Here is a 26771-nt window from a genome sequence, read left to right on the forward strand (position 1 = left end):
CCCTCATGAATTATTTACGGGGCAATCAGAAATACTGGTGGCTGCATAATGATTGCACTTAATACTTGAATTCGAGAGTTAATAAAAGCTCAACATTAAGGATATAAATACCCCAGTTACAAATAGCTGCACTACACAAAATCCCATAATGTCTTTGGCTTTTAGGCCTGCTATAGCAAGTACAGGTAATGCCCAAAAAGGTTGAATTAAGTTAGTCCACGCATCGCCCCAAGCTACTGCCATTGCAACTCGTGAGATGTCGGCGCCAAGCGCTTGCGCTGCGGGTATTACAATTGGCGCTTGTACCGCCCATTGTCCGCCGCCCGAGGGCACAAACATATTAACTAACCCGGCACTTATAAAACTAAAAAATGGCAAACTGTCTGCATCTGCTATGGCAATAAAACCGCTTGATATTTGCTGTGCTAGGCCACTATCAACCATTACCGCCATAATGCCGGCATAAAACGGAAATTGAATAACAATACCTGCGCCACTAGGAATTGCCTGCTGTAAGCTATTGAGTAAGTTATGCGGTGTTTGATGTAAGGTTATAGCTAAAAACAAAAACAACGCAATTACGCTATTTAAGTTTAAGCCGCCACCGGCAACTAAAAAGTAATAACCTAAATAAATTAACCCCAGTAATCCAATTGTAATACCAAGCAATTTACTTTGCTCTAAGTGTTGGGCTGGCCTGGTAATATTAATTATTGCAGGGGAGGTACTTTTTAATAGTGCGGGGTCTATGTAAACACTTTCCTCGGCGCTTGGTAGCATGTAACGGTTAACTAGCGGCATAATAATAAATAACCCTACTAGTATGGCAATATTAAAGCCCGCAAATAGCGTTTGCTCAGTGCTAATAATCCCCATGCTTGATTGCAAAAAGTGCCCTTCGGTGGCTATCGTCAGTGGAATTGAGCCTGCTAACCCGCCATGCCACACTACAAAACCTGAGTAGGCGCTGGCAACTAATAAGCGGTAATCAACTCGGGTGTGTTTAGCAATGGCTTTGGCAAATAACGCGCCAATAACTAAGCCAAACCCCCAGTTAAGCCAACTAGCGAGTAGTGAAATAAGCGTTACTAATATAATTGCTTTTGGTGCAGTGTTAGCAAAGGTGGCGAGCTTTTCTAGTAACTTACTAATAGGTGGAGTGCTTGCCAACATATAGCCGGTAATTAACACCAGCAGCATTTGCATTGCAAAGCTAAGTAAGTTCCAAAAACCATCGCCCCACGCTTGCAGTACTTCAATACCGGTTGTTGGAGTAAACACGCTAGCGATAACTAAGGTAATAACACTTAGCAGTATTACAAATATAAAGGGATCAGGCAGGTAGCGCTCAACGAGCTTGGTAAAGGGAGTGGCTATTTTATTAAGCATAACTAGGGCTGTTGTTAGTATTATTTGCAGGGTAATTAATCACGAAAAACATTAATTGGCAAACCGCATTTAGTCTTATGGGCGTTATGTTTAAATGAGAATAGTGAAAATATTGCTTAAACCAATAGCATAAAGTAACGTGTTGTTTATAGATAATTTACTAACTAAGACTTTGTATTATGCCGGTGATATTTAAAAGGCTAGTGTTACTTGTACGGGCTCATATAGATCAGTTGAGTTGGCAAGCAGTGGCACTGGCTATTTTGACTCATATGCTTTTAACATGGGGATTGTTATATATAGCAAATGAGCAAGCACTCACCTCCCTAACAACCTTTTTTTATTATTACACGGTAACCACTTCAACCGTAGGGTATGGCGATTTTAGCCCAACCACAGATTTAGGGCGTTGGGTGGTGGCTTTAATACAAATACCTTTTGGTTTAGCTTTATTTGGCGTTCTGTTAGGCAAAACAGGGCAAACAATAACTTACTTAATTAGGCGCGCTATGACTGGTGATAAAAACTTTGCTCACAGTAGCAACCATATTATTATTTTTGGTTGGCACGATACCCGTACTAAAAAAATGATTGATTACATTCTGGCCGACACTAAACGTACCGAACGGCGTATTTTACTTGCAGTAACTGAGCAAATGGAGCACCCATTTTTAAGTAACGAAAGTGTCGACTTTGTGCGGTTAAGTAGCTTTACCGATTTAGAGGAGCTAAAACGTGTCGCTATAAGCTACGCCGATAAAGTGATTATTGACGGCCAAGACGACGATCAAACCTTTACTACCGCATTGCGTATTAGCCGTTTAGTTAAAGATGATTGCCATATAAGCGCGCATTTTTTAGATGAAACAAAAGTAGATATGCTATTAGAGCATTGCCAAAATGTAGAATGCAGCAGTGTTAAATCGGCAGAAATACTCGTACGTTCAATGCAAGATCCAGGTTCGAGCCGAGTGCACGAAGAGCTCCTATCAATTTTACATGGCGATACGCAGTTTAGCTTAGCCATTCCAGAGCAAAGCAAAGAGATGGAGTTTGGTACTTTGTTTCATCATTTTAAACATCAGCATGATGCTATTTTACTTGGTGTAGCGCACAACTTAAGTGCACAAAATATGGATTTAAATCCGCCACTTGATTATAAAATTAGCGCCGGCGACATTTTGCACTACATAGCAGTAGAGCGAGTATTAAGTCGTGAGGTTGACTGGCCGGCTTTGGCAAAAGCATGAACGAAGTTATATTTTTAATCATTCTTTTAATTGCCTATATTTTACCTGTGGTTATTGTACTCAATAGTAAGCGTACTCAAGGCCACGAAAAAAATGCTTGGTTAATTGGCATTGTATTTTTTTCGTGGTTAGGGCTTATTATGTATTTAGCCATAGTGCCTAAACATGGGCGTAAAAAAAGGCAAAATAAAAAGCCTTAAATATAAGGCTTTTGGGCAATAGGAAGTAGTGGTATTGCAGGCCGCTAGTTTAAATTTTAGTACTATTCAAGCTCTTTCAGTTTGTGCTTCACAAGAGGGTCGTTTGGCGCTAATTGCTTGGCGACTTCGAGTAATTGGATGGCATCATCGGGGTGCTGATCTTGATGTTTAAGCGCTACATCAATAAGTGGCTGAATATCAATGCTAGCTTGATGCTCCTGTACGTGAGCTGTTTTTTCGTCTATCAAAATATTATGTGCAGTACTTAGTAATTCTAGGCGATGCGCCGATTTTTTATTCGCTTTATTGAGCCTTTTGTAATAGTCCTCTTTAAAGCGTAAGGTTTTAGTTTGCAGGCGAAACTGCGCAATATCAATTTGTTGATGGCGCATAAAGTCCACAGCTACTTGCTTATAAAAACCAAACTTGTTTAAGTAAGTGGCGTGAGTGCCGTGACCCATACCAAATACCCGTAAATGGTTAAGTTGCTTATAGCGCTTGGCATGTAGTCGATCAATACGATTAGTGGGGTCGTAAATAATATAGCCTTGGGCGTTGCCTAAATCTAAATCGGCATAACTGCCTTCCCAATCATATTGCTGAGCTATATCTGTACTAGAGCGGTCGTCCCATGGCACTAAGCTTTTATTTTTAGTGCTAACAGGGTGAAAAAGCAATACCTGATCTAGCTTTAATAATTTTGCAAAAGCACCAACCGCAAAGCCACCCCGGCTTAAGCCATAACCTAATCGAGTCTTAAAAGATGTAAGCAGTGGGGATAATTGTTCCAGAAAAAAAATTAAATTGCGGTTACGAAACCAATTACTTTTCCCTAGGTGCTGAAAGGCAATCACATTTACGTTTTGTTTTTGTGCCAGGTGATAACCCCAGGGCGCGAAGTCTGCGTGAAGGTCTTGCTCCTGCACATCAGTACCAGCAGGCGAAAAGGTAAATAGTAGAGGCTTATTAATATCAATAAAGTCGTACTTAACATATATATCGCCAAGTAAATCTCCCCCAGACATTGGCAGTTTGGCTTGCTGCTCATCACACGAAAGGGTTAACCACTCATCTAACCAATACAGTAACTTCATTTTTCCTCCACAAAAACAAGCGGCGAATTATAGCAAATTACCATAGATAAGAAAAACAAACGTACTTTTGTATTAGTGTCAGAGAGTTATACCTGTTGCATAGAGGATTGCTTTACTTATAAATTAGCCGGTAACTAAATTTACCGCTTTTTAAATAACTAGGCTCAGGTTAAATAGTAAAATATTTTACTCCTCAGCCATGTGGGTGATTATTTGCCAATCACTTTTGGTTACGGGCATTATTGACAATCGCCCGCCTTTTTTAAGCGCTATGTCGGTGATGCGAGGGTTAGCTTTTATTTCTTTTAAGCTAACCAGAGAGTCTAAATGAGATTGATAAGTTACTTCTACTACTACCCAGCGAGGATTGTCGCTGGTGGCTTTAGCATCATAATAATCACTACTTAAATCAAACTGAGTTGGATCTGGGTAAGCTGCTTTTGTTACTACAGCAATACCTACTACGCCTACGAGCTTGCAGCTAGAATGGTAAATCATTACGAGGTCACCTACTTTTACCTCGTCGCGCATAAAGTTACGTGCTTGGTAATTACGTACCCCTTCCCAAAGTGTGGTTTGATTTTGTGCATTTTTAAGATCGTCAATCGAAAATGCATCGGGTTCAGTTTTAAATAGCCAATACGCCATATCAGGACTCGTAGAATGATTTACATCCCTCTATTGTATAGTATCATTTGGGTATTAGAGAATTGAGGAAGTAATAATGAGCCAAGTATTAGATGATTTATTGTCGTTGTTAACACTTGAAGAAATTGAGCAAGGTTTGTATCGAGGGCAAAGCCAAGATTTAGGTTTTGGTGCTGTATTTGGCGGCCAAGTTATGGGCCAAGCGCTATCTGCTGCAAAAGAAACGCTACCAGAGGGGCGTATTGTACATTCACTCCACTCTTACTTTTTACGCCCAGGCGATGCCACGAAGCCTATTGTGTATGATGTAGAAGCTATTCGCGATGGTAAAAGCTTTAGCACTCGTCGGGTTAGTGCTATTCAGTACGGTAAGCCTATTTTTTACATGACAGCGTCTTTTCAAGGAGCTGAAGAAGGATTATCGCATCAGGCGACTATGCCTGACGTACCTTTACCCGAAGAGCTGCGTTCATCGTTAGAGTTTTATAAAGAAAACGCCGAGCAAATACCCGCAGCTATACGCAATCAATTTATTAGTGAAATGCCAATAGAAATACGTCCGGTGACCTTTCATAACCCATTTAAACCTGAAGCAATGGAGCCAGTTAAGCACATTTGGTTTAAAGCTAACGGTGAAATGCCAGACGATCAACGTATTCATAATTACTTATTAGCGTACGCGTCTGATTTTGAATTTTTACCAACTGCTTTGCAGCCGCATGGTGTGTCTTTTATGCAACCTAATATGCAAGTTGCCACGATTGACCATGCAATGTGGTTTCATCGACCATTTAGAATGGATGATTGGATTTTATACTCAGTTGACAGCCCAAGTGCAAGTTCTGGTCGAGGGTTAGTAAGAGGGCAATTTTTTGACCGCCAAGGCAACTTAATTGCCTCAACAATGCAAGAAGGGGTTATGCGTCAGCGCTAACTTACGCACTAGTAACAAAGGGTAGTAGGTGCCATATAAATTGTACGGCACCTACATTTAAACAAGTAAGTAAGCGGCGTTGCACTCACTCAAAACTAAGGCTTTATTTACACTGACCTTGTACTATATCGCTAATTGACTGCCAAACACGTGCTGGCAATAATGCTTTAAGATGCATATAAGTTTCACATAATTGCACGCTGCCTATTAAGCCCGCATCACCATCGGTAATTAAAGACTGTGCGCGTAAATTATCAATAAAGCTGACCAGCACCTTTTTATCAAAAAACTCTGGGGTTTTAATCCCATGCAAAGTACCTAAGCGTTGTGCTAGCACTTGGCTTTCTCGCTCTAACTCTGCTTTTTCAATGCCGTTGCTAGTTTGTATAAAGCCAATCACAATGGCATAACGCTGCAACGTAAAGTTTAGTGCTTTACCTAACATATCCAATTTAGCCAAACAGTCGTTGGTATTGGTTATATGAATGTTATCGCCATCAAGTTCTATTAAGTTTTGATCTACAAAATTAGCTAAAATACGCGTAATGTAGTCCTCATCTAGCTCTCGTAAATACCATTCTTTAGCAAATAGCGGATAAAACGCAGCAACTAGCTGCTGACACTTTGAAACTGTTGTGGTTTTTTCTCTAAACAAATGCAGTGCAATTAAACTTGGTACGGCAAAAAGATGTAAAATATTATTACGATAATAATTAAAGAGTGTTTTTTCTTTATCGTTAATCGCGATAATTTCGCCAAATTCATCACTTATCACATCAAACTTATTAAGCTTTAATGCATGCGTTAACAGTTGCTCTGGCGTTTCCTCTGGAGCTGTTACTTTATTACTGTAGCTGGCGTCGCGTTGTAAGCGTAAGTAAAAATCAAGTTGCGCTAAAAGTTTTGGCTTACTCAGTGCATGCTTGTCGTTTACCAGTAAAATCATCGCTAATAAATTAACTGCATTAAGTGCCGCTGCATTGTTAATTTTAACCATAACTTGGTCGGCTAGGTTTGCTACTTGTGGGCCTAACCATTGTGGTTTTTGTACATCGGTAGGGTGTATGTCGTCACGCCAATTGGGTTGGTTGTCGTTTAAGTATTGGTTTATAGAAATAGGGTCACCAAAGTTTAAATAACCTCGACCATAGTTTTTAAGATTTTTAATCGCTTTAAAAATTCCAAAGATAGACTCACCTTTTTTATCATTTCCAGCGAGTTCTTTAAGGTACGTGTTAATTTCCATAACGTGCTCGTAACCAATATATACCGGCACAATAGAAATAGGGCGGTCAATACCACGCAGCATAGCTTGCATGGTCATTGCTAACATACCCGTTTTAGGTGGTAACAAACGCCCGGTGCGGCTACGCCCGCCCTCGGTATAAAATTTAACAGAGTAACCTTTAATAAATAACTGGCTTAAATATTCTTTAAATACTGCAGAGTAGAGCTTATTACCGGCAAATGAACGGCGAATAAAAAACGCACCCGAGCGGCGAAAGATCCCGCCTGCCGGAAAAAAGTTAAGGTTAATACCCGCGGCTATATGTGGTGGTACTAAACCTTGATGATAAATAGCATAAGTAAGTAGTAAGTAATCCATATGGCTGCGATGGCACGGCATATAAATAATTTCGTGGCCTTTATTAGTCAGCTCATGAATTTGATCTGTGTATTTTATATCTATACCGTTATATAGCTTATTCCACAGCCAAGTTAAAAAGCGCTCAGCTACGCGTATCATTGCCTCTGAATAGTTAGCCGCTATTTCATTAAGTAACTTAACCGCATTTTGACGTGCTTGCGCTTGGCTAATATTTTTAGCTTTTGCTTCGTCTTGTATGGCTTTTTTTATTGTTGGAGAGGCTAATAATGAGTTAAATAGCTGCTCGCGCGATGGCATTTTAGGGCCTGTTGCGGCAAGTTTTTGGCGGCGAAAGTGCACGCGGGCTACTCTTAATAGTTTTTGTGGAAGCTCGTTAACGTCCGCTTTTTCGTCTACTAAAAGTGATAAGTCGAGTGGTTGGCTAAAGCGGATAAAGTTATCTCGGCCAGAAAACAACACCACAAATAACTTTCTAAACCAACTTGGTGTTAATGAGTGTGTTATGAGCGTGCTAAGTCCGGGCTTTTCTTTGCCGGGCGCTCGGCCCCATAAAATAGTAACAGGAATAACCTGTACATCTTTTTGACCACTACTTAATAAGTGATCAATAATTTGTTTGCCTTGCGCCAGTGCATTAGTTGGCTTTGCTATGTCACCAATTAATGGAGGTGGGTTTTCAATCCCTATAAAGCGGTCTAAGCGTTGTGTGCCTAATACTTGTTGTTCTCTAGGATCGGGTAATCCATGGCGTTTACATACCCGAGCAAGCGCCGCTAAGTCAAAGCGAGAGTTTAGGCGCACAATATAAAAGGTAGGGTTTTTAGAGTTTAATTCATATTGTTCAGTCGGCTTTTCTGGCAGTACCTTACTTCTTACAAGTAAGCGGCTTACTCCAGCTGATAAAACATTTAAGCAATAATTTACAATACGCATCGACTCACCATATAGAGAGTAATTACCCATATAATTTGGGTATATAAAAGCAAAATTGGCGCATATGATAACATAAGATCTAAAAAAGCCTTTAATTTGCGTTGCCGATTAGTCAGTACGTTATGGCTTAATATATATGCATTACACTTGATTGTAGCTGCTCTATAATAGGTTGCAGTATATTTGAGCAACCAGCAGGCTGTAATTATTTACTAATTAGCTGTTGCATTTATCACCAATGTAATTATAATACGCAGGCTTTCAAAATTCCCAAGGGAACTTGGAAGGATAAATTAAGCTAGGATTTCTAGCTAATAAACAGGAGTTCCGATTTGGAACTCAACGTAGATATAATCTAACAACCGACATCTTAATATTTAAGATTGTTTCGGTCGTTTTTTTATGCTCTTTTAAATGCTCTTTATATTGAGGTTAAGAATGTCAAATCAACGCATTCGTATTCGCCTAAAAGCTTTTGACCACCGTTTGATTGACCAATCAACGGCGGAAATCGTGGAAACTGCGAAACGCACTGGCGCACAAGTACGTGGACCAATTCCACTACCTACACGCTTTGAACGTTTTACTGTACTAACATCACCGCACGTTAATAAAGACGCGCGTGATCAGTACGAGATCCGCACCCATAAACGTCTGATCGACATCGTTGAACCAACTGACAAGACTGTTGACGCTCTTATGCGTTTAGATCTTGCTGCTGGTGTAGATGTTCAAATCAGCCTGGGTTAATCGGAAGATTAGAGAGGTTTTAGGAAAATGGCATTAGGTCTAGTCGGTCGTAAAGTGGGTATGACACGAATCTTCACTGAAGATGGTGTATCTATCCCTGTGACAGTTATTGAAGCGACACCTAACCGCATTGCTCAGATTAAATCTGAAGCAACAGACGGTTATAACGCGCTTCAAGTAACCGCAGGCACTAAAAAAGCAAGTCGTGTAAACAAAGCTTCAGCGGGTCATTTCGCTAAAGCTGGTGTTGAAGCGGGTCGCGGTCTGTGGGAATTCCGCCTAAATGGTGGTGAAGGCGATTTTGAAGTAGGCGCTGAGCTTACTGTTGAATTATTCAACGAAATCAACAAGGTTGACGTAACCGGTACTTCTAAAGGTAAAGGTTTCCAAGGTGGTGTTAAGCGCTGGAATTTCAGCATGCAAGACGCTACACATGGTAACTCTCTATCTCACCGTGCTCCTGGTTCAATCGGTCAAAACCAATCACCTGGTAAGGTGTTTAAAGGTAAGAAAATGGCCGGTCATATGGGTGCTGAGCGTGTAACGACTCAAAACTTAGAACTAGTTCGCGTTGACGCTGAGCGTAATTTGCTTTTAGTTAAAGGTGCAGTACCTGGCGCTATCGGCGGTGACGTTATCGTTAAACCAGCTGTTAAAGCATAAGTCCTGGAGATTTAGTGATGGAATTAGCAATTAAAGACGCTTCTGGCGGTCTTGAAGTTTCTGAAGCTACTTTTGGACGTGAGTTTAACGAAGCATTAGTACATCAAGTAGTTGTTGCATACGCAGCAGGTGCTCGTCAAGGTACTCGTGCTCAGAAGACACGTTCTGAAGTAAGCGGTGGTGGTAAAAAGCCATGGGCTCAAAAAGGTACTGGCCGAGCACGTGCTGGTACGATTCGTAGCCCAATTTGGCGTTCAGGTGGCGTTAGCTTTGCAGCTAAACCACAGGATCATAGCCAAAAAGTAAACCGTAAAATGTACCGCGGTGCGATTAAAAGCATCTTATCTGAATTAGTTCGTCAAGAGCGTTTAATCGTTGTTGAAAGTTTTGCTCTAGCAGCACCAAAAACTAAAGAACTAGTTGCTAAGCTTAAAGAACTTGAGCTTAAAGATGTTCTTATCGTGACTGAAGAAGTAGATGAAAATCTTTTCTTATCGGCACGTAACCTTTATAAGGTTGACACGCGTGATGTAGCTGGTATCGATCCTGTAAGCTTAATTGCTTTCGACAAGGTACTTATTACAGCCGCTGCTGTTAAGCAACTTGAGGAGGCGCTAGCATGATTCGCGAAGAACGTCTTTTAAAAGTGATCGTTGCTCCACATATCTCTGAAAAAAGCACTATTGCTGCTGAAGAAAACAATACTATTGTTTTTAAAGTAGCAAAAGATTCAACTAAAGCTGAAGTTAAAGCAGCAGTTGAGAAACTTTTTGAAGTAGAAGTAACGGGTGTTCGCACACTTAACGTTAAGGGTAAAACAAAACGTACTGGCGCACGTTTCGGTCGTCGTAACGACTGGAAAAAAGCTTACGTTACTCTTAAAGAAGGTAGCGAGCTAGACTTTGTCGGCGGCGCCGAGTAATAAGGGGATAGAATTATGGCACTTCAAAAGTGTAAGCCTACTTCTGCGGGCCGTCGTCACTTAGTTAAAGTGGTTAACTCTGATTTACATAAGGGTAAGCCGTACGCACCACTATTAGAGAAAAACTCTAAATCAGGTGGTCGTAATAACAATGGTCGTATTACGGTTCGTCATATCGGTGGTGGTCATAAGCAACATTACCGTTTAATCGATTTTAAACGTACTAAAGATGGCATTCCAGCCACTGTTGAACGTTTAGAATACGATCCAAATCGTAGCGCAAACATCGCTCTTGTATTATATGCAGACGGTGAGCGTCGTTACATTATCGCACCAAAAGGCTTAAAAGCTGGCGATGCAATCCAGTCTGGTGTTGATGCACCAATCAAACCTGGTAATGCATTACCAATGCGTAATATGCCTGTAGGTTCGACTGTTCACAACGTAGAATTAAAACCAGGTAAAGGTGCTCAAATCGCACGTTCTGCTGGTGCATACGTTCAAATCCTTGCTCGTGATGGTCAGTATGTAACATTACGTCTTCGTTCAGGCGAAGTACGTAAAGTTGAAGCTGATTGTCGTGCGACTCTAGGTGAAGTAGGCAATGCTGAGCATATGCTTCGTTCACTTGGTAAAGCAGGTGCAAATCGCTGGCGTGGTATCCGTCCGACAGTTCGTGGTGTTGCCATGAACCCGGTAGATCACCCACACGGTGGTGGTGAAGGTCGTACATCTGGTGGTCGTCATCCTGTGTCTCCATGGGGTAAGCCGACTAAAGGTGCTAAGACACGTAAGAACAAGCGTACTGATAAGTTTATCGTACGTCGTCGTACTAAATAATAGTTGAGGAATAGCCATGCCACGTTCTCTCAAGAAGGGTCCTTTTATAGACCTACACTTGCTGAAGAAGGTAGAGAAAGCGTTGGAAAGCGGAGACAAGAAGCCAATTAAAACTTGGAGCCGTCGTTCAATGATCATACCTAACATGATCGGATTGACCATCGCTGTCCATAATGGTCGTCAGCACGTTCCTGTGTTTATCACAGACGAAATGATCGGTCACAAACTAGGTGAATTTGCACCAACTCGCACTTACCGTGGCCATGCTGCGGATAAGAAAGCGAAGAAACGATAAGAGGGGAAGATAAATGCAAGCATTAGCTAAACATAAATTCGCCTCTGGTTCGGCGCAAAAAGCACGTCTAGTTGCAGATCAGATCCGCGGACTACCGGTTGATCGCGCACTAGAAATCCTGGCGTACAGCCCGAAAAAAGCGGCTGTATTAGTAAAGAAAGTACTTGAGTCTGCTATTGCTAACGCAGAGCATAACGAAGGTGCTGACATTGATGAGCTTCGTATAACAACGATCTTTGTGGACGATGGTCCTACAATGAAACGTATTATGCCACGTGCTAAAGGACGCGCAGACCGCATCCTTAAGCGTACAAGCCATATCACTGTTATGGTTTCAGATAGCTAGGAGATATAAGTAATGGGACAAAAAGTTCATCCTACTGGTATTCGCCTAGGTATATCTAAACCTTGGGTTTCTACCTGGTACGCGAGTTCAAAAGATTTCTCTGCACAGCTTTTTGGCGATCACAAAGTACGTACATTCCTTACAAAGGAATTGAAAACGGCTTCTGTGTCTAAAATCGTTATTGAGCGTCCAGCAAAATCAATCCGCGTAACAATCCACACGGCTCGTCCGGGTGTTGTTATCGGTAAAAAAGGCGAAGACGTAGAAAAATTACGTCAAGCGGTAACTAAAATCGCTGGTGTACCTGCTCAGATTAATATTTCTGAAGTACGTAAACCAGAACTAGATGCACAACTAGTAGCAGACGGCATTGCCTCTCAACTAGAACGTCGTGTTATGTTCCGTCGCGCTATGAAGCGTTCGGTACAAAATGCAATGCGCATCGGTTCTAAAGGGATTAAAGTTGAAGTTAGCGGTCGTCTTGGCGGCGCAGAAATCGCACGTACAGAGTGGTATCGTGAAGGTCGTGTACCTCTACATACTCTTCGTGCTGATATCGACTACGCAACTTCTGAGGCCTTAACCACTTATGGTATCATTGGTGTTAAAGTTTGGATCTTCAAAGGCGAAGTTATTGGTGGTTTACCACTAGTACAAGAGCAAGAGAAGCCAGCTAAACGCGCACCAAAGAAAGCCAAAAAAAGTGCTAAGTAGAGGTAGCGAGTAATGTTACAGCCAAAACGTACAAAATTCCGTAAAACGCACAAAGGTCGCAACCGTGGTCTAGCGCAAAACGGTAACAAAGTAAGCTTCGGTACTTTCGGTTTGAAAGCTACTGGCCGTGGCCGCATGACTGCTCGTCAAATCGAAGCAGCTCGTCGTGCCATGACGCGTCACGTGAAACGTCAAGGTAAAATCTGGATCCGTGTTTTCCCAGACAAGCCAATCACGAACAAACCGCTTGAAGTTCGTATGGGTAAAGGTAAAGGTTCTGTTGAGTATTGGGTTGCTGAAATTCAGCCTGGTAAAGTACTTTACGAAATGGAAGGTGTTTCAGAAGAGCTTGCTCGTGAAGCGTTTGACCTTGCTGCTCGTAAATTGCCATTCAAAACAACTTTCGTAACTCGGACGGTAATGTGATGAAAGCTAGCGAACTAAAAGATAAAAGCGTAGAAGAGCTTAATACTGAACTTCTAGGACTTCTTCGTGAGCAATTTAATATGCGCATGCAAGCAAGCACTGGTCAGTTAGCTCAGACACACACGCTAAGAACAGTACGCCGCGATATCGCGCGTGTAAAAACAGTTATTAACCAGAAGGCAGGTCAATAATGAGCGATAAAATTCGTACTCTTCAAGGCCGTGTAATTAGCGACAAGATGGAAAAATCTTTCACTATTGCTATCGCACGTTATGTGAAGCACCCAATTTATGGGAAATTCATTCGACGCACGACTAAGCTACACGTACATGACGAAAATAATGAAGTTCAGGCTGGTGACGTAGTTACTATCCGTGAATGTGCTCCAATTTCTAAGAGTAAATCTTGGACATTCGTAGCAGTTATTGAACGTCCAAAACAAGCTTAATTTTTAATTAAGTCTGTTTTATAAAAAGCCCCGGCATTTATTTGCTGGGGCTTTTTGTTTTTACGAAGCTGCGAGTTTGAGCTGCAAGCAATCAGCAACTCAGAGTTAATTTAGCGCTCTTTTATGATTGTGGTATTTATACATAACAACAATATTTATCTACTCAATAAAGCTCAGGCACAAATAGCCCCTTTTATCCTTCGAAAATACATTTCTTAATCTGTTTTTAACTATATTTACTAAAGTTAATAACTAAATAGAATATCAAAGTTGATTCTGTTCTTTTTTTAACTCTGCATTGCCCGCTATCCTACAAGCTCAGTAAACCTCAACAGATAGTCTCTGGGTGAGGTAAAACTCATTTTGAACGACGTATAACAGTACGTTGTGTTTAACTTTTAGGGTTACGGGGAATTGATTCATGTTGCTAGGTCAACTAAACGCTGCGGCAAGTCCGCTATCGCAAGAGCAAGTACAAAAGCTGCAAGGTTTAGTGGCTGAGCTTAATCCAATTCAACAAGCATGGGTTAGCGGCTATCTTGCTGCAAATGCTAATACGGCGGCCTTAGGCGGTGCTATGGGCGCAGCTCCAAGTGCTGGTGAGGCAGTTGCATTAACTATTTTATATGGCTCGCAAACAGGTAATGCAAAGGGTGTAGCTGCTAAGTTAAAAGCACAAGCAGAGTCACGCGGTTTAGCCGTAAAGCTAGTGAGCATGGCCGATTACAAACCAACTGCACTAAAAAAAGAAAAGTTTATAACTGTGGTTGTTGCAACTTACGGCGAAGGTGAACCACCAGAAGATGCAGAGGCTTTACACGAATTTTTAACCACTAAAAAAGCGCCTAAGTTAGATGGGGTGAAGGTAGCCGTGATTGGCTTAGGGGATTCGAGCTATGAATTTTTTTGCCAAACAGCAAAAGACTTTGAGCAGCGGTTAAATACACTCGGCGCAGAAACAATTTATCAACGCGCCGATTTAGATGTAGATTACGAAGACGAAGCGACAACTTGGATCACTGGCGCACTGGATGCCTTTGAACCGGATTTAAAAGCACAGCAAGGTAGCTCAGGTGGTCAAGTTATCGCAATGCCGTTTGCTGGGTCAACTACCGTGGCAAGCCAATATACTAAGCAAAACCCGTTTGCCGCAGAACTAGGTTTAGTGCAAAAAATTACAGGTCGCGATTCAACTAAAGATGTCCGCCACGTAGAAATTTCGCTTGAAGGCTCAGACATTAGTTATATACCAGGTGATTCATTAGGTGTGTATTTTTTAAATGACGAAGCCCGTGTTGATGAGTTGCTTACACACACGCAAATTGATGCAGCTAGTTTAGTAAAAGTTGCAGATGAACAGCTAAGTATTCGCGATGCACTGATTGAAAAACTTGAATTAACGCAGTCGTACCCTGGCTTTGTGGAAAAATATGCAATAGCGACAGGCACACCACAACTATTAAAATTGGTTGAAGATAAAGCGGCAATGCATCAATACATTGAGCCGCGCCAAATATTTGATGTAGTTGCACAAAACCCCGCTAAGCTTGACGCGCAAACACTCGTCGATTGCCTGCGTAAATTACAAGCACGTTTATATTCAATTGCCTCTAGCCAAAGCGAGGTTGAAGACGAGGTACATTTAACCGTAGCATTAGTTGAGTTTGATGCCTTTGGTCGTGAGCATTTAGGCGGTTGTTCGGGCTATTTAGCGCGCCGTGCTGAGGAAGGCTGTAAAGTTAAGATATTTAGTGAGCATAACGATAATTTTCGTTTACCAACGAATGATGAAACACCAATCATTATGGTTGGCCCTGGTACGGGAATAGCACCGTTTCGAGCCTTTTTACAAGAGCGTGATGCGCGTGGCGCATCAGGTAAAAACTGGCTGTTTTTTGGCAATCCACATTTTACTCAAGACTTTTTATACCAAGTTGAAATTCAAGGTTACTTAAAGTCGGGTTTACTAAGCAAAGTAGATGTTGCATTTAGCCGCGATCAAGCCGAAAAAGTGTATGTGCAAGACAAGTTGCGTAGTAACAGCAAAGCTATTTTTGAGTGGCTTGAAGCTGGCGCACATTTTTATGTGTGTGGCGACGCTAACAATATGGCAAAAGATGTGCACCAAACATTACTCGAAATTATTAAAGAAAATACCGGCAAGAGCGATGAAGATGCTCAGCAGTATTTAAAAGATTTACGCAGCGCAAACCGCTATCAGAAAGACGTTTACTAAAATTAAATATTTAAAGCAGCCGTCACTGTCACTAATTTAGGATTAAACATGAGCGAACAAGATAAAAACGTAAAGCTTTCTGATAACGAGCGCATGAAACGAGAAAGTAATTTTTTACGTGGCACTATAGCAACAGATTTAAAAGATGAGATCACCGGTGGTTTTACCGCTGATAACTTCCAGTTAATTCGGTTTCACGGTATGTACCAGCAAGATGACCGCGATATTCGTGGTGAGCGCGCTAAGCAAAAGCTTGAACCATTACACAACGTAATGTTACGTGCGCGTATGCCTGGCGGTATTATTAAGCCTGAGCAATGGTTAGCCATAGATAAATTTGCAGAAGAAAAAACCAGCTATGGCAGTATCCGTTTAACTACGCGTCAAACGTTTCAGTTTCATGGTGTATTAAAGCCTAATATTAAAGGCATGCATCAATTACTGGATAGCGTTGGAATTGACTCTATTGCTACCGCAGGCGATGTTAATCGAAATGTGTTGTGTACTACTAATCCGGTTGAGTCAGAGCTGCATCAAGAAGCGTATGAGTGGGCTGCAAAAATTTCAGAGCACCTATTACCAAAAACCAAGGCTTACGCCGAAATTTGGCTTAATGGTGAAAAAGCAGAAACCACAGAAGAGCCAATTTTAGGTTCTAATTACTTACCGCGTAAGTTTAAAACAACGGTAACAATTCCGCCGAATAATGAAGTGGATGTGCACGCCAATGATTTAAACTTTGTAGCTATTGCCGAAAATGGTAAATTAATTGGCTTTAACGTACTTGTCGGTGGTGGCCTTGCCATGACACATGGCGATACAGCAACCTACCCACGTAAAGCAGACGACTTTGGTTTTATTCCACTAGAACATACGTTAAAAATTGCCGAGCATGTGGTGTCGGTACAGCGCGATTGGGGTAATCGTTCAAATCGCAAAAATGCTAAAACAAAATACACATTAGATCGAGTAGGCGTTGATGTATTTAAAGCGGAAGTAGAGAAACGTGCGGGTGTTGAGTTTGCTTCAAGTCGTCCTTATAAATTTACTCACCGAGGCGATCGTATAGGTTGGGTTGAAGGTATAGATGGCAAACATCACTTAACATTATTTATTCAAAGTGGGCGTATTTTAGATTATCCAGACAAACCACTAAAAACAGGCTGTCGTAAAATAGCAGAAGTTCACCAAGGTGACATGCGCATGACGGCAAACCAAAACTTAATTATTGCTGGTGTAGCTGCAAATCAAAAAGCCGTGATTGAAGAAATTGCCCGTAACCATGGTTTAATTGACGATAAAGACACCGAACAACGTAAAAATTCTATGGCGTGTGTGGCACTGCCAACATGCCCATTAGCTATGGCTGAAGCTGAGCGTTATTTACCTAGTTTGGTTGAAAAAATAGAAGCACTGTTAGCCAAGCATGGTGTGCCGAATGACAGTATTATTATGCGCGTTGTGGGTTGCCCCAATGGCTGTGGGCGTGCCATGTTAGCCGAAGCGGGATTGGTTGGGAAAGGTCCGGGTAAATATAATGTGTATCTAGGCGGTAACCTTGAAGGCACACGTATTCCTAAATTATATTTAGAAAATGTGGGTGAAGACGTGTATTTAGCTGCTTTTGATGAATTAATTGGTCAATGGGTTAATGAGCGTAATGACGGTGAATGCTTTGGTGATTTTGTGATCCGCAAAGGCATTGTTGCTGAAGTTAAAGTATCAGTTACCGATTTTCACGCATAATAATAAGCCAGTGCAACACACTGGCTAAGGTTTGGAATTTACCATGAGTGAATTTAAAAACATTTTACAGTTAGATAAACAAAGCCAAACTAGCATGCTAGCAGACGCCAATGGCATACTGAAAAACATGAGCGCCGAGCAGCGCGTGCAATGGGCACTTGAAAACTTACCTGAGACACATTTTTTATCATCGAGTTTTGGTATTCAAGCGGCCGTAATGTTGCACTTAATAACATTACAACAGCCAGATATTCCGGTGGTATTAACAGATACAGGTTATTTGTTTCCACAAACGTATCAATTTATTGAGCAAATGACGGCACGTTTATCACTCAATTTAAAAGTGTACAAATCAGAGCTTAGCCCTGCTTGGCAAGAAGCTAAATTTGGCAAGTTATGGGAGCAAGGAGAGGCCGGAATTAAGCAGTACAATCAGCTTAATAAAGTTGAGCCGATGACTCGCGCCTTAAAAGAAATTAATGCTGGTACGTGGTTTAGTGGCCTGCGTCGCGACCAAGCATCAAGCCGTGCTGATAAGCAAGTAATTGAAATTAGCCGTGGTACAGTAAAAGTTTACCCAATTATTGAGTGGACAAACCGCGATGTATATCAGTATTTAACTAAGCATAACTTGCCGTACCATCCTCTTTGGGAAGAAGGCTATGTCTCTATGGGAGACATACATACTACACGTAAGCTAGAGCCCGGTATGACCGAAGAGGAAACTCGCTTTTTTGGTTTAAACCGAGAGTGTGGTTTGCACATTGATGGTGATGGTATTTAATATTATTGATTATCTCGCTCAATATTTAATAAAACGCAGCCTTGGCTGCGTTTTTTACTTACACAAAAGGATTGCCTGATTGATTGCTTTTTATTAAACTTGGCCGAATAAAGGATTAATTTTAAGCAGGAAGGCTATGAAATACTTTACCTATTTAGCAGTGTCAGTAATGATTATTGCTATTATTTCTCTGTTTTATTTAAAAAAGCCAAACGGAGAAACATGGCTTAGTACATCTGTTGTGATCAACGAATCTCAGCAAATTAAAGATAAAATAATCTCGTTTACCAGCAATACGTTTGAGCAAGCCGTTAGTAGCGTGTCGAACACACCCTCAACAACCCGCAGTAAAATATTTAAGTGGCAAGATCGGCAAGGCCAATGGCATTTTTCAGATACGCCTCACCCTAATGGTAAAAGTGTTGAAGTAAAACTAGACCCTAAAGATATTAACGTGGTGGTTGCCCAAGATACGGCTATTTTATCGGGCAGTTCCAAATCCTCAGCAGTAAATAGCACTTCAGCTACACCTACAGTTTATGATCCAGTATCAATTAAAAAGGTGTTTGATGACGCTGAAAAAGCAAAACAAAAATTAGAGCAACGTACTAAACAATTAAATGATTTAAACGGTTTTTAATTATTCATTATTTGTGTTTATGGCTATGCGCTTTTAAATAACGCTTTTCTGCTTCCATAAGTAAAATAGTTAAATAAATTTTAGTGGGTAACGATAATAATACGCCAATAGCAATGCAGGCTGCCGCTGTAATTATGCCGTTAATACCATGCTGGCGAGTAAAGTAGCTTGATACAATTAACGCATGACCAGTCACAATTAGGCATAACCCAAGTACAATTGATATTTTAAGTAGCCTAATAATTATGATTTGTGACATAGCGCCCTCACTAATAGTCTTACTAGTGTAGGGTGTTTTTAAAGCATTACCTTGATTTATCGCAACTGACGCGCATAAAAAAGCCTAACAAAATTGTTAGGCTATGATTAAATTTTAGGCGTAAGTTTAAGTTGCTATTAGTTAATCGAGCATATTACGAAGTACATACTGTAAAATGCCACCGTGTTTGTAGTAATCCCACTCTTTTGGCGTATCAATACGTACATCGGCACTAAAGCTTACTTTTTTACCTTCACTATTAGTTGCAATAACGCTAACTTCCTTGGTTTTATCAAACAAGCCTTCAATATCAAACTGCTCTTGGCCGGTTAAACCTAGCGACTCATGACTTTCGCCATCTTTAAACTGTAGTGGTAAAACTCCCATACCAATAAGGTTAGAGCGATGAATACGCTCATAGCTTTGTGCTATTACAGCTTTAACACCTAACAGTAGCGAGCCTTTCGCCGCCCAGTCACGAGATGAGCCGGTACCATATTCTTTACCAGCTAAAATAACCAATGGCGTATCGTTCTTTTGATATTCCATGGCGGCATCATAAATACTGGCAAGCTCATCATCAGGTTGCGTGCGGGTAACACCGCCTTCAGTACCAGGTGCAAGGAGGTTTTTAAGTCTAATATTAGCAAATGTACCGCGCATCATTACTTCGTGGTTACCACGACGCGAACCATAAGAGTTAAACTGCGCTTGCCCTACTTTGTTATCTTGTAAATATAACCCTGCTGGTGAGTCTGCTTTAATCGCACCGGCTGGCGAAATATGATCCGTAGTAACCGAGTCACCTAGTTTTGCTAAACAACGTGCGCCGGTAATGGTTGGAATACCCGGAGGCTCAATACTCATACCATCAAAAAAGGGTGCTTTTTTAATATAGGTTGATGCATCATCCCAATCGTAAAGTTTCCCATCAGGTATTTGAATTTTTTGCCAACGGCTATCGCCTTCGTATACGTTAGCATAACTTTTTTCGAACATTTCTCTGGTTACCGTTTCCTTAACTAAATCGCTTACTTCTTTAACACTTGGCCAAATGTTTTTAAGGTAAATATCGTTACCGTTAGCATCTTGTGCCAGTGGTTCGTTATATACGTCAATATCGGTTCTGCCCGCAATGGCGTAAGCTACAACAAGCGGAGGAGATGCTAAAAAGTTCATTTTAACATCTTGGTGAATACGCCCTTCAAAGTTACGGTTACCCGATAAAATTGAGCTCACAACCAGTTTGTGCTTTTGAATAGCATCTGAAATTTCAGGAGCCAGCGGGCCTGAGTTACCAATACACGTTGTACAACCATAGCCAACTAAGTTAAAGCCTAGGCTTTCTAAATCGTCCATTAGCCCTGCTTTTTCTAAGTAGTCAGTAACGACCTTAGAGCCAGGAGCAAGTGATGTTTTAACCCAAGGTTTTACATTAATCCCTAATTGCTTGGCTTTTTTAGCAACTAAGCCAGCCGCTAAAATAACACTGGGGTTAGAGGTGTTTGTACAACTAGTGATTGCGGCAATAACACAGGCACCATCTTTTAGTTCGAACTCTTGGCCCTTAAAGTTTACTTTTGCTGCGCCTATAAACGGCGCTTCATTGCTTGATTCGTCAGGATTAGTTACAGGGCCTTCGCTTTCGATACGTGCTTGCTCTGTATCACTGCTGCTAATTTTTGCTAAACGCTCGTCTTGAAACTCTTTTAAATGCTGACTAATTGCTTCGCCAGCTTTATCAAGTGATATTCTATCCTGTGGGCGTTTAGGGCCAGCAAGGCTTGGTACTACGTCATCTAATATCAGTTCAAGTTTATCGGTGTAAGTAGCTTCATCGCCATCGTTACGCCATAAGCCTTGATGCTTAGCATAATCTTCAATAAGTTTAAGCTGTTTCTCATCGCGGTTGGTTAAACGCAGATAGTTAATGGTTTCGTCATCAATCGGGAAAATACCACATGTAGCACCATATTCTGGCGCCATGTTGGCAATTGTTGCTCTATCGGCAAGTGGTAAGTCGGCAAGGCCATCACCATAAAACTCTACAAATTTACCTACGACACCATGGTTACGTAGCATTTCGGTAACGGTAAGTACTAAGTCGGTAGCTGTGGTGCCCTCTGGTAAACGGCCGTTTAATTTAACCCCTACAACCTGAGGTATTAATAAGCTAATAGGTTGGCCAAGCATAGCGGCTTCGGCTTCAATGCCGCCTACGCCCCAGCCAAGTACGCCTAAGCCGTTAATCATAGTGGTGTGCGAATCGGTACCCACTAAGGTGTCTGGGTACGCGTACTTTTGGCCATTACGTTCATCATTAAAAACAACGCGCGCTAAATACTCTAAATTTACTTGGTGCACAATACCGGTTGCTGGAGGGACAACTTTTAAGTTATCGAAGGCAGTTTGGCCCCAACGTAAAAATTCATAACGCTCTTTATTACGGTCATATTCAAGCTTGGCGTTTAAGTCAAACGCACCCTCGTTACCATAGCCATCTACTTGCACAGAGTGGTCAATAACAAGTTCAGCAGGAGAAAGCGGGTTAATTTTTGCAGGATCGCCACCTAGTTTTTCCATCGCATCGCGCATTGCCGCTAAATCGACAATGGCAGGTACACCGGTAAAGTCTTGCATCACAACACGGGCAGGCGTAAACGCTACTTCAGCAGAGGGCTTAGCTTGAGGGTCCCAATCTAATAGGGCTTGAATGTCTTGTTCTTTAATGTTTTCGCCGTCTTCGTTACGAAGTAGGTTTTCGAGTAGTATTTTTAAAGAAAAAGGTAAGCGTTTGGCTTTGTCGCCAAGGCCTTTAAGAGAGTGAATATGAAACTGCTCACCATTAACGGTAAGTTGCTGCTGGGTTTTGAAACTATTATTCATTATTTGCCCCTTTTGTTATTAGATAAGTGTTGTGTAGAGTGACCTTTTATAGTTTGTGAATTGCAAAGTGTATACCAAGATAAAAAACAGTGTTTAAAGCGTGATTTTTAAACAGCCATTACAATAGAGATGATGCTGAAAGTTTTTAATTCAAGGGAGCCAGCTAGACTTACCCAAAAGATATTTTTAATTTGCATACAACCAGCCTTGCTGTTTGCCTTTAAAGCTAACGCAAAGTAGCAATATGGCAATTACTACCACAAACAGTGGCATAAATACCGCACTAGATCCCATTATTTCAACGCTGTTAATAACAATAAAATTGTAATACTGTTGGATTAAAATAGCCATTAACGACACGGTAAATACGGGCAGTGCAAATGACTTTTTAGCGAGCAATAAAGCACTGCCAAGCGTGCCGCCAAAGACTGCAATAGCAAATGCAATGGTTGACCAAACGGGAATGTTAGAATATGCAGCTTGCTGATCTATAGGCATTTTGCTAATTACTTCAGGTGTCATCAGCATTTGTAGTGCAAAGGCAATAACGCCGCATAAGTTCCATATAAGCGCTACCCATGCGAGTGGTTTTAACCACTTAGGAGGGGTGTGTGCAAGCATTTAATTACCTTACTTTTTTTATAGTTAGTGAGGTAATTAAAGATCAAAAAAGCCAACTATACAAGCTGGCTGGTTTTATAAATAAAAAATCAAAAAAAGACTATAATTTAACCGAATGAAATAGGGCGACGACCGGTTTTTTCATCTACTTTAGGTTTTTTAGTACGCTTACGTTTATTTTTTGCAGGCTGACTCGCTGCTGCTTGGCTTGGCTCAGATTGCGGCTGCTCGGCAGGTCGCTCTACCGGTGTTGCATCTTCGGTTAATGCAAGTTGAAAAAGCTCACCATCAAATTCTAGTATGTCGCCACTGTATAGTTTTTTCCGTTTAATTGTACAAATTTCATGGTTAACACCCACATAACCTTCAGCAATTAAGTTTTTTGCTTGGCCGCCGCCTTCTACTAAATTTAGTACTTTTAATAATTTACACAGCTCAATCGGCTCTTCTTCTAATTCAATTTCTATATATTCTTCGTTCATGTTTGCTCTCGGTGGGGTAACGCATTAACGCTAGTATAAAGTGAAGTCACTATTTTTGCATCAAAGTGCGTATACAAATCTAACCATGGTTTTCTATGTGTTCGCTCAACTTGGCAATACGTAAGCTCATACCTTCAATTATTCTATCTTTAATTTTTTCGCGTATTACATTGGGTAAGCGAGTAAGGGCATCAGAGGTAATAGCAAGCACAATTGCATCCGTTTTAGCACGTGCGCTAATGCTGCGTGCGCGGTTATTAATAAAAGCGCCTTCACCAATAAACTCCCCAGGACGTATAGTACCGAGCTCTAATAAATGGTTGTGCTTAAACACTATTAATGCACCGCTAAGTACTATAAATAAGCGCTTATCGTTGTCGTGCTGTTTAAATAAAAATGAATTTTCGCGCACTAAATATAATAAACCAAACGACTCTAAAAGTATTTGGCGCTCGTTAAGGCTAAATTCTTTAAAAAATCCTAAACGGTTGATAATTTCCATCTGTTTAAATAGCGGAATGTTCTCTATTAACTTCATTAATTACCTAAGAGTTATTACGCGCAAAACTAATTAATGTTGCGCTCTTTTAATTTACGGGTCAATGTATTGCGTCCCCAGCCTATTTTTATAGCGGCTTCTTGTTTGTGGCCTGCGCAATTGGCGAGTGCTGCTTTTATTAAGCGGGTTTCGAGTTGCGCTTGAATATTAGGCCAAATATTTTCCTTACCTTGTTTAAGTTCCTGATTAAGCCATAACTGGAAGGCATCTAACCAATCGCCTTCTTCTTGAGTTAGTGAGGCATTAATAATTTCAGGTGGCAAGTCTTGCTCGCTAACAAGCTCACCAGGAGCCATAACCGTAAGCCAACGGCAGGTGTTTTCTAATTGACGTACGTTACCGGGCCAACTGAACAAGCGTAGCTGCTCAATTGCTTTAAGGCTAAGAATTTTACTTTCTACTTGTAGATCTTTAGCGCTTTTATGTAAAAAGTGCAGTGCTAGACGCTCAATGTCTTCGGTACGTTCTCGAAGGGCTGGTAAGCGCAGACGGACTACATTTAAGCGATGAAATAAGTCATCCCTAAACTTGCCTTGTTTTACGAGCTCTTCAAGGTTTTGATGGGTTGCAGCAATAATACGCACATCTACTTTTATGCTTTTATGCCCGCCAACACGGTAAAACTCTCCATCAGATAATACTCGCAGTAGTCGAGTTTGTACGTCGAGAGGCATATCGCCAATTTCATCTAAAAATAGGGTGCCGCCATTGGCTTGTTCAAAACGGCCTTTTCGCACGCTATCTGCACCAGTAAAAGCCCCTTTTTCATGGCCGAATAATTCTGACTCAACCAGCTCTTTAGGGATTGCGGCCATATTTAGCGCAATAAATTGGTTTTCTTTACGTGGACTATGGTTGTGCAGGGCGCTGGCAACAAGCTCTTTACCCGTTCCTGACTCACCATTAATAAGTACACTCATGCTTGAGGCTGCAAGCTTACCTATGGCCCTAAACACTTCTTGCATGGCAGGTGCTTCGCCAATTATATGTGCGCTTTTAGGGGGCGTGAGTTTACGTTTAACTTTTTTTGTAGAATTAGCTCTATAGGCGCTTTCAACTAGGGCAATCGCCTCGTTTAAATCAAAAGGTTTGGCTAAATATTCAAAAGCCCCTTTTTGAAAGGCATTTACGGCGGAATCGAGATCTGAATGCGCGGTAATAATAATAACCGGTAAGCCGGGCACTTGCTCTGCTATTAGCTCTAGCAGTGCCATGCCGTCCATACCGGGCATTCTTACATCGGAGATCAGCACACTAGGTTGGCTAAATTTTAATGCATTAAGCACACTTTGTGCTTCAGCAAAGCTTTGTACTGTAAAACCTGCGCGAGTAAGCGCTTTTTCTAATACAAAACGAATTGAGGCATCGTCATCTACAAGCCAAACTGTTTTCATGCATACTCCAAGGCGTTAATCTGCAAAAGGCAGATAAATATTAAATTCGGTGTGACCAGGCCAGCTATCGCACTCAATATAACCATTGTGTTGATCAATTAATGTTTGCGCTATAGAAAGCCCCAATCCAGAGCCGCCATCTTTATTAGTGATCATAGGATAAAACAAAGTATCGCGTACACTAATATCAATCCCTGGGCCATTATCGAGCACTTGAATTAACAAGGCTTTTTTGGGTGCCTTACCGGGCCGGCGGTGCTGATAGTTAATTCGGGTTTTAATTTTTATTTCCCCACCATTAACTAATGCCTGCTGGGCATTACGCACAATATTAAGCACCACTTGCTGCACTTTACTTTGGTCAATATAAACATCGGGAATACTCGGATCGTAATCTTTTACCAAGCGAATATTGTCACTATTATCTAGGGTACTTAATTTGATCACCGACTCTAAGGTTTGATGTATATTGCCATAAGACTTTTGCGGCAATTGGTTAGGCCCAAGCAGTCTATCTACTAATTCACGCAATCGGTCGGCTTGCTCAATAATAAGCTCGGCACATTCATTTCTTTCTTGCTGGTCTACCTCGTATTGCAATAACTGCGCCGCTCCGCGAATTCCCCCTAAAGGGTTTTTAATTTCGTGCGCTAAACCTCGAATTAAATTACGTGCGGCTTGGTATTGGTGCATTTGATTTGATGCTTGATCGAATTTAATTTCATCATCGGTTTGCCGACATTCTAATAAAATATAAAGTGCACCTTGGTATTTTATCTGTTTTGAACTGACTGCTAATTTAGCATGGCGAGAATCAACAAATACCACGTCAGCCCTATGCTGGTGGCAATCTACGCCATCAATTAAAGAGTATTGCGCTATGCGTTTTAAATCGATTGAATGGTAGTTAAATAAATCATCAAAAGACTGCCCTAATAAACGCTTAGTGCCTAAACCAAGTAGTTCACTGGTACTGGTATTGGCATAAATAAGCGTAAAGCTTTCGTTTAAAAGCATCACGGCGGTGGTTTGATTTTGCCATATGGCATTGAGTAGCTCAGGGCTAAAGTGTGTGTTATTAAGCATTGTTGCACCATTTTAGTGCGCCTGTGTTTTCAGGCAAGTAATTTAATGAAATTGCACTGCAATTGCTATTTTTAATGTGAATTAGGTGGGAGTTAATTACCTAAGCTTAAGCCTTTTCTATGCATAAAAAATACACTCAATGGGCTTGTCGCAATGACTTGGTTTTGTTTGTTGTACAGCTTAACTTGCAGAGTGTGCTCACCACGCTCTACATCTCTTAAAGCAAAGGTTGAGGTATCACTTGCTGCGCCATAGGCTTTACCATCAAGAAATAGCTGTATTGTAAAGTCGTTTTCAAAGCGGGGGGTAATTCGAGTAGATACATACACAGAGCCGGTGTTTTCACGAATAGTTTGCTGATGCTCAGGCGATGCAATACCAATACTAAATGCAACCGGCTGCGCTTTAGTTTGATTATTTAATATATCAGTATTTGTTGCAGGCATGGTTAAATCTTGGCTGGTGAGTTTTATCTCTTTGGCGCCAATATGGGGGGTATCTGAAAACACCAGTACGCCATTTTTATCTTTCCATGCGTAAATTTTTTTTTCACCAGCGTAACTACAAACACTTAATAATGAAGTAATTAGTAGTAATAAAATCTTGCTACTCACTCT

The 26771-nt window shown here is 41.1% G+C and carries 30 protein-coding genes; 18 read left to right on the plus strand and 12 right to left on the minus strand.

Going from position 1 to position 26771, the window contains the following annotated elements:
* Positions 1-78: 78 nt before the first annotated feature.
* Positions 79-1389 carry a TIGR00366 family protein gene (locus J5X91_RS08045; protein WP_011326858.1) on the minus strand — a complete coding sequence of 437 codons (1311 nt, stop codon included), beginning with the start codon at positions 1387-1389 and terminating at the stop codon, positions 79-81.
* A 179-nt stretch (positions 1390-1568) separates the two neighbouring features.
* Between J5X91_RS08045 and J5X91_RS08050 the strand changes: the two genes are divergently transcribed.
* Together J5X91_RS08050 and J5X91_RS08055 are read left to right on the plus strand one after the other, a co-directional pair.
* Complete coding sequence (locus J5X91_RS08050) at positions 1569-2639, plus strand: potassium channel family protein (protein ID WP_179807379.1); 1071 nt, start codon at positions 1569-1571, stop codon at positions 2637-2639.
* A complete protein-coding gene (locus J5X91_RS08055) occupies positions 2636-2839 on the plus strand; it encodes a PLDc N-terminal domain-containing protein (RefSeq protein ID WP_011326860.1) in 204 nt (67 codons plus the stop codon). The genes J5X91_RS08050 and J5X91_RS08055 overlap by 4 nt, the downstream gene beginning before the upstream one ends.
* A 62-nt stretch (positions 2840-2901) precedes the next feature.
* Here J5X91_RS08055 and J5X91_RS08060 read toward each other — a convergent pair whose 3' ends face one another.
* A complete protein-coding gene (locus J5X91_RS08060) occupies positions 2902-3933 on the minus strand; it encodes a cytosolic protein (protein ID WP_208834377.1) in 1032 nt (343 codons plus the stop codon).
* Positions 3934-4119: 186 nt separating this feature from the next.
* Positions 4120-4581 (minus strand): EVE domain-containing protein, encoded by a 462-nt coding sequence (locus tag J5X91_RS08065; RefSeq protein WP_182684122.1) that lies wholly within the window; start codon positions 4579-4581, stop codon positions 4120-4122.
* A gap of 76 nt (positions 4582-4657) precedes the next feature.
* Between J5X91_RS08065 and tesB the strand changes: the two genes are divergently transcribed.
* The gene (tesB, locus tag J5X91_RS08070; protein ID WP_011326863.1) at positions 4658-5515 is read left to right on the plus strand and encodes an acyl-CoA thioesterase II; all 858 of its coding nucleotides are present in this window, start codon (positions 4658-4660) and stop codon (positions 5513-5515) included.
* Between the two features lie 103 nt (positions 5516-5618).
* Here the strand turns inward: tesB and plsB are convergent, their stop codons facing one another.
* The gene (gene plsB / locus J5X91_RS08075) at positions 5619-8057 is read right to left on the minus strand and encodes a glycerol-3-phosphate 1-O-acyltransferase PlsB (RefSeq protein WP_208834378.1); all 2439 of its coding nucleotides are present in this window, start codon (positions 8055-8057) and stop codon (positions 5619-5621) included.
* Positions 8058-8495: 438 nt separating this feature from the next.
* On the opposite strand from plsB, the gene rpsJ reads away from it, so the two are divergent.
* The 15 genes from rpsJ (at position 8496) to J5X91_RS08150 (ending at position 18867) form a co-directional block, all read left to right on the plus strand.
* The gene (rpsJ, locus tag J5X91_RS08080; RefSeq protein ID WP_002957900.1) at positions 8496-8807 is read left to right on the plus strand and encodes a 30S ribosomal protein S10; all 312 of its coding nucleotides are present in this window, start codon (positions 8496-8498) and stop codon (positions 8805-8807) included.
* 27 nt (positions 8808-8834) lie between these two features.
* Positions 8835-9470: a 50S ribosomal protein L3 gene (gene rplC / locus J5X91_RS08085; protein WP_011326865.1), complete on the plus strand. Its 636-nt coding sequence runs from the start codon at positions 8835-8837 to the stop codon at positions 9468-9470.
* Between the two features lie 17 nt (positions 9471-9487).
* Positions 9488-10093: a 50S ribosomal protein L4 gene (gene rplD / locus J5X91_RS08090; RefSeq protein WP_002957897.1), complete on the plus strand. Its 606-nt coding sequence runs from the start codon at positions 9488-9490 to the stop codon at positions 10091-10093.
* Positions 10090-10392, plus strand: a complete 303-nt coding sequence (gene rplW / locus J5X91_RS08095; RefSeq protein WP_011326866.1) for a 50S ribosomal protein L23 — start codon at positions 10090-10092, stop codon at positions 10390-10392. Before rplD ends, rplW begins: the two co-directional genes overlap by 4 nt.
* 15 nt (positions 10393-10407) lie before the next feature.
* Positions 10408-11232, plus strand: a complete 825-nt coding sequence (gene rplB / locus J5X91_RS08100; RefSeq protein ID WP_011326867.1) for a 50S ribosomal protein L2 — start codon at positions 10408-10410, stop codon at positions 11230-11232.
* 16 nt (positions 11233-11248) lie between these two features.
* Positions 11249-11527 (plus strand): 30S ribosomal protein S19, encoded by a 279-nt coding sequence (gene rpsS / locus J5X91_RS08105; protein ID WP_010376377.1) that lies wholly within the window; start codon positions 11249-11251, stop codon positions 11525-11527.
* A gap of 13 nt (positions 11528-11540) precedes the next feature.
* Positions 11541-11873: a 50S ribosomal protein L22 gene (gene rplV / locus J5X91_RS08110; protein WP_002957892.1), complete on the plus strand. Its 333-nt coding sequence runs from the start codon at positions 11541-11543 to the stop codon at positions 11871-11873.
* A 12-nt stretch (positions 11874-11885) separates the two neighbouring features.
* Complete coding sequence (gene rpsC / locus J5X91_RS08115) at positions 11886-12587, plus strand: 30S ribosomal protein S3 (RefSeq protein WP_011326869.1); 702 nt, start codon at positions 11886-11888, stop codon at positions 12585-12587.
* Positions 12588-12599: 12 nt separating this feature from the next.
* Complete coding sequence (rplP, locus tag J5X91_RS08120; RefSeq protein WP_011326870.1) at positions 12600-13013, plus strand: 50S ribosomal protein L16; 414 nt, start codon at positions 12600-12602, stop codon at positions 13011-13013.
* Entirely contained in the window at positions 13013-13204 is a 192-nt protein-coding gene (gene rpmC, locus J5X91_RS08125; RefSeq protein ID WP_011326871.1) for a 50S ribosomal protein L29, read from the plus strand. Before rplP ends, rpmC begins: the two co-directional genes overlap by 1 nt.
* Positions 13204-13461 (plus strand): 30S ribosomal protein S17, encoded by a 258-nt coding sequence (gene rpsQ, locus J5X91_RS08130; protein ID WP_011326872.1) that lies wholly within the window; start codon positions 13204-13206, stop codon positions 13459-13461. The genes rpmC and rpsQ overlap by 1 nt, the downstream gene beginning before the upstream one ends.
* Positions 13462-13882: 421 nt before the next feature.
* The gene (locus J5X91_RS08135; RefSeq protein WP_182684121.1) at positions 13883-15697 is read left to right on the plus strand and encodes an assimilatory sulfite reductase (NADPH) flavoprotein subunit; all 1815 of its coding nucleotides are present in this window, start codon (positions 13883-13885) and stop codon (positions 15695-15697) included.
* Between the two features lie 48 nt (positions 15698-15745).
* Entirely contained in the window at positions 15746-17443 is a 1698-nt protein-coding gene (gene cysI, locus J5X91_RS08140) for an assimilatory sulfite reductase (NADPH) hemoprotein subunit (protein WP_011326874.1), read from the plus strand.
* 43 nt (positions 17444-17486) lie between these two features.
* A complete protein-coding gene (locus J5X91_RS08145; protein ID WP_011326875.1) occupies positions 17487-18227 on the plus strand; it encodes a phosphoadenylyl-sulfate reductase in 741 nt (246 codons plus the stop codon).
* Positions 18228-18363: 136 nt separating this feature from the next.
* Positions 18364-18867, plus strand: a complete 504-nt coding sequence (locus J5X91_RS08150) for a DUF4124 domain-containing protein (RefSeq protein ID WP_208834379.1) — start codon at positions 18364-18366, stop codon at positions 18865-18867.
* A 7-nt stretch (positions 18868-18874) separates the two neighbouring features.
* On the opposite strand, the gene J5X91_RS08155 is transcribed toward J5X91_RS08150, so the two are convergent.
* The 8 genes from J5X91_RS08155 to J5X91_RS08190 all read right to left on the minus strand — a co-directional run bounded on the left by J5X91_RS08155 (position 18875) and on the right by J5X91_RS08190 (position 26768).
* The gene (locus tag J5X91_RS08155; protein ID WP_208834380.1) at positions 18875-19126 is read right to left on the minus strand and encodes a hypothetical protein; all 252 of its coding nucleotides are present in this window, start codon (positions 19124-19126) and stop codon (positions 18875-18877) included.
* A 141-nt stretch (positions 19127-19267) separates the two neighbouring features.
* On the minus strand, positions 19268-22012 hold the full coding sequence (acnA, locus tag J5X91_RS08160; RefSeq protein ID WP_208834381.1) for an aconitate hydratase AcnA: 2745 nt from the start codon (positions 22010-22012) through the stop codon (positions 19268-19270).
* Between the two features lie 186 nt (positions 22013-22198).
* Positions 22199-22633: a hypothetical protein gene (locus J5X91_RS08165; protein ID WP_208834382.1), complete on the minus strand. Its 435-nt coding sequence runs from the start codon at positions 22631-22633 to the stop codon at positions 22199-22201.
* A gap of 107 nt (positions 22634-22740) precedes the next feature.
* Positions 22741-23115, minus strand: a complete 375-nt coding sequence (locus tag J5X91_RS08170; RefSeq protein ID WP_208834383.1) for an RNA-binding S4 domain-containing protein — start codon at positions 23113-23115, stop codon at positions 22741-22743.
* Positions 23116-23194: 79 nt separating this feature from the next.
* Positions 23195-23653, minus strand: a complete 459-nt coding sequence (locus tag J5X91_RS08175; protein WP_011326881.1) for a cyclic nucleotide-binding domain-containing protein — start codon at positions 23651-23653, stop codon at positions 23195-23197.
* 29 nt (positions 23654-23682) lie between these two features.
* Positions 23683-25068 (minus strand): nitrogen regulation protein NR(I), encoded by a 1386-nt coding sequence (ntrC, locus tag J5X91_RS08180; RefSeq protein ID WP_208834384.1) that lies wholly within the window; start codon positions 25066-25068, stop codon positions 23683-23685.
* Between the two features lie 15 nt (positions 25069-25083).
* Positions 25084-26154, minus strand: a complete 1071-nt coding sequence (glnL, locus tag J5X91_RS08185; RefSeq protein WP_011326883.1) for a nitrogen regulation protein NR(II) — start codon at positions 26152-26154, stop codon at positions 25084-25086.
* A gap of 92 nt (positions 26155-26246) precedes the next feature.
* Positions 26247-26768, minus strand: coding sequence for a DUF4124 domain-containing protein (locus J5X91_RS08190; protein WP_089368922.1), 522 nt, complete (start codon positions 26766-26768; stop codon positions 26247-26249).
* Positions 26769-26771: the final 3 nt, after the last annotated feature.

It is taken from the genome of Pseudoalteromonas sp. K222D (genome assembly GCF_017653575.1).
GTDB lineage: Bacteria > Pseudomonadota > Gammaproteobacteria > Enterobacterales > Alteromonadaceae > Pseudoalteromonas > Pseudoalteromonas nigrifaciens.

What these genes read in the sequence shown, in the direction of transcription:
- J5X91_RS08045 (WP_011326858.1), bottom strand. Translation starts at nt 1,389, where the DNA reads ATGCTTAATAAAATAGCCACTCCCTTTACCAAGCTCGTTGAGCGCTAC.
- J5X91_RS08050 (WP_179807379.1), top strand. Translation starts at nt 1,569, where the DNA reads ATGCCGGTGATATTTAAAAGGCTAGTGTTACTTGTACGGGCTCATATA.
- J5X91_RS08055 (WP_011326860.1), top strand. Translation starts at nt 2,636, where the DNA reads ATGAACGAAGTTATATTTTTAATCATTCTTTTAATTGCCTATATTTTA.
- J5X91_RS08060 (WP_208834377.1), bottom strand. Translation starts at nt 3,933, where the DNA reads ATGAAGTTACTGTATTGGTTAGATGAGTGGTTAACCCTTTCGTGTGAT.
- J5X91_RS08065 (WP_182684122.1), bottom strand. Translation starts at nt 4,581, where the DNA reads ATGGCGTATTGGCTATTTAAAACTGAACCCGATGCATTTTCGATTGAC.
- tesB (WP_011326863.1), top strand. Translation starts at nt 4,658, where the DNA reads ATGAGCCAAGTATTAGATGATTTATTGTCGTTGTTAACACTTGAAGAA.
- plsB (WP_208834378.1), bottom strand. Translation starts at nt 8,057, where the DNA reads ATGCGTATTGTAAATTATTGCTTAAATGTTTTATCAGCTGGAGTAAGC.
- rpsJ (WP_002957900.1), top strand. Translation starts at nt 8,496, where the DNA reads ATGTCAAATCAACGCATTCGTATTCGCCTAAAAGCTTTTGACCACCGT.
- rplC (WP_011326865.1), top strand. Translation starts at nt 8,835, where the DNA reads ATGGCATTAGGTCTAGTCGGTCGTAAAGTGGGTATGACACGAATCTTC.
- rplD (WP_002957897.1), top strand. Translation starts at nt 9,488, where the DNA reads ATGGAATTAGCAATTAAAGACGCTTCTGGCGGTCTTGAAGTTTCTGAA.
- rplW (WP_011326866.1), top strand. Translation starts at nt 10,090, where the DNA reads ATGATTCGCGAAGAACGTCTTTTAAAAGTGATCGTTGCTCCACATATC.
- rplB (WP_011326867.1), top strand. Translation starts at nt 10,408, where the DNA reads ATGGCACTTCAAAAGTGTAAGCCTACTTCTGCGGGCCGTCGTCACTTA.
- rpsS (WP_010376377.1), top strand. Translation starts at nt 11,249, where the DNA reads ATGCCACGTTCTCTCAAGAAGGGTCCTTTTATAGACCTACACTTGCTG.
- rplV (WP_002957892.1), top strand. Translation starts at nt 11,541, where the DNA reads ATGCAAGCATTAGCTAAACATAAATTCGCCTCTGGTTCGGCGCAAAAA.
- rpsC (WP_011326869.1), top strand. Translation starts at nt 11,886, where the DNA reads ATGGGACAAAAAGTTCATCCTACTGGTATTCGCCTAGGTATATCTAAA.
- rplP (WP_011326870.1), top strand. Translation starts at nt 12,600, where the DNA reads ATGTTACAGCCAAAACGTACAAAATTCCGTAAAACGCACAAAGGTCGC.
- rpmC (WP_011326871.1), top strand. Translation starts at nt 13,013, where the DNA reads ATGAAAGCTAGCGAACTAAAAGATAAAAGCGTAGAAGAGCTTAATACT.
- rpsQ (WP_011326872.1), top strand. Translation starts at nt 13,204, where the DNA reads ATGAGCGATAAAATTCGTACTCTTCAAGGCCGTGTAATTAGCGACAAG.
- J5X91_RS08135 (WP_182684121.1), top strand. Translation starts at nt 13,883, where the DNA reads ATGTTGCTAGGTCAACTAAACGCTGCGGCAAGTCCGCTATCGCAAGAG.
- cysI (WP_011326874.1), top strand. Translation starts at nt 15,746, where the DNA reads ATGAGCGAACAAGATAAAAACGTAAAGCTTTCTGATAACGAGCGCATG.
- J5X91_RS08145 (WP_011326875.1), top strand. Translation starts at nt 17,487, where the DNA reads ATGAGTGAATTTAAAAACATTTTACAGTTAGATAAACAAAGCCAAACT.
- J5X91_RS08150 (WP_208834379.1), top strand. Translation starts at nt 18,364, where the DNA reads ATGAAATACTTTACCTATTTAGCAGTGTCAGTAATGATTATTGCTATT.
- J5X91_RS08155 (WP_208834380.1), bottom strand. Translation starts at nt 19,126, where the DNA reads ATGTCACAAATCATAATTATTAGGCTACTTAAAATATCAATTGTACTT.
- acnA (WP_208834381.1), bottom strand. Translation starts at nt 22,012, where the DNA reads ATGAATAATAGTTTCAAAACCCAGCAGCAACTTACCGTTAATGGTGAG.
- J5X91_RS08165 (WP_208834382.1), bottom strand. Translation starts at nt 22,633, where the DNA reads ATGCTTGCACACACCCCTCCTAAGTGGTTAAAACCACTCGCATGGGTA.
- J5X91_RS08170 (WP_208834383.1), bottom strand. Translation starts at nt 23,115, where the DNA reads ATGAACGAAGAATATATAGAAATTGAATTAGAAGAAGAGCCGATTGAG.
- J5X91_RS08175 (WP_011326881.1), bottom strand. Translation starts at nt 23,653, where the DNA reads ATGAAGTTAATAGAGAACATTCCGCTATTTAAACAGATGGAAATTATC.
- ntrC (WP_208834384.1), bottom strand. Translation starts at nt 25,068, where the DNA reads ATGAAAACAGTTTGGCTTGTAGATGACGATGCCTCAATTCGTTTTGTA.
- glnL (WP_011326883.1), bottom strand. Translation starts at nt 26,154, where the DNA reads ATGCTTAATAACACACACTTTAGCCCTGAGCTACTCAATGCCATATGG.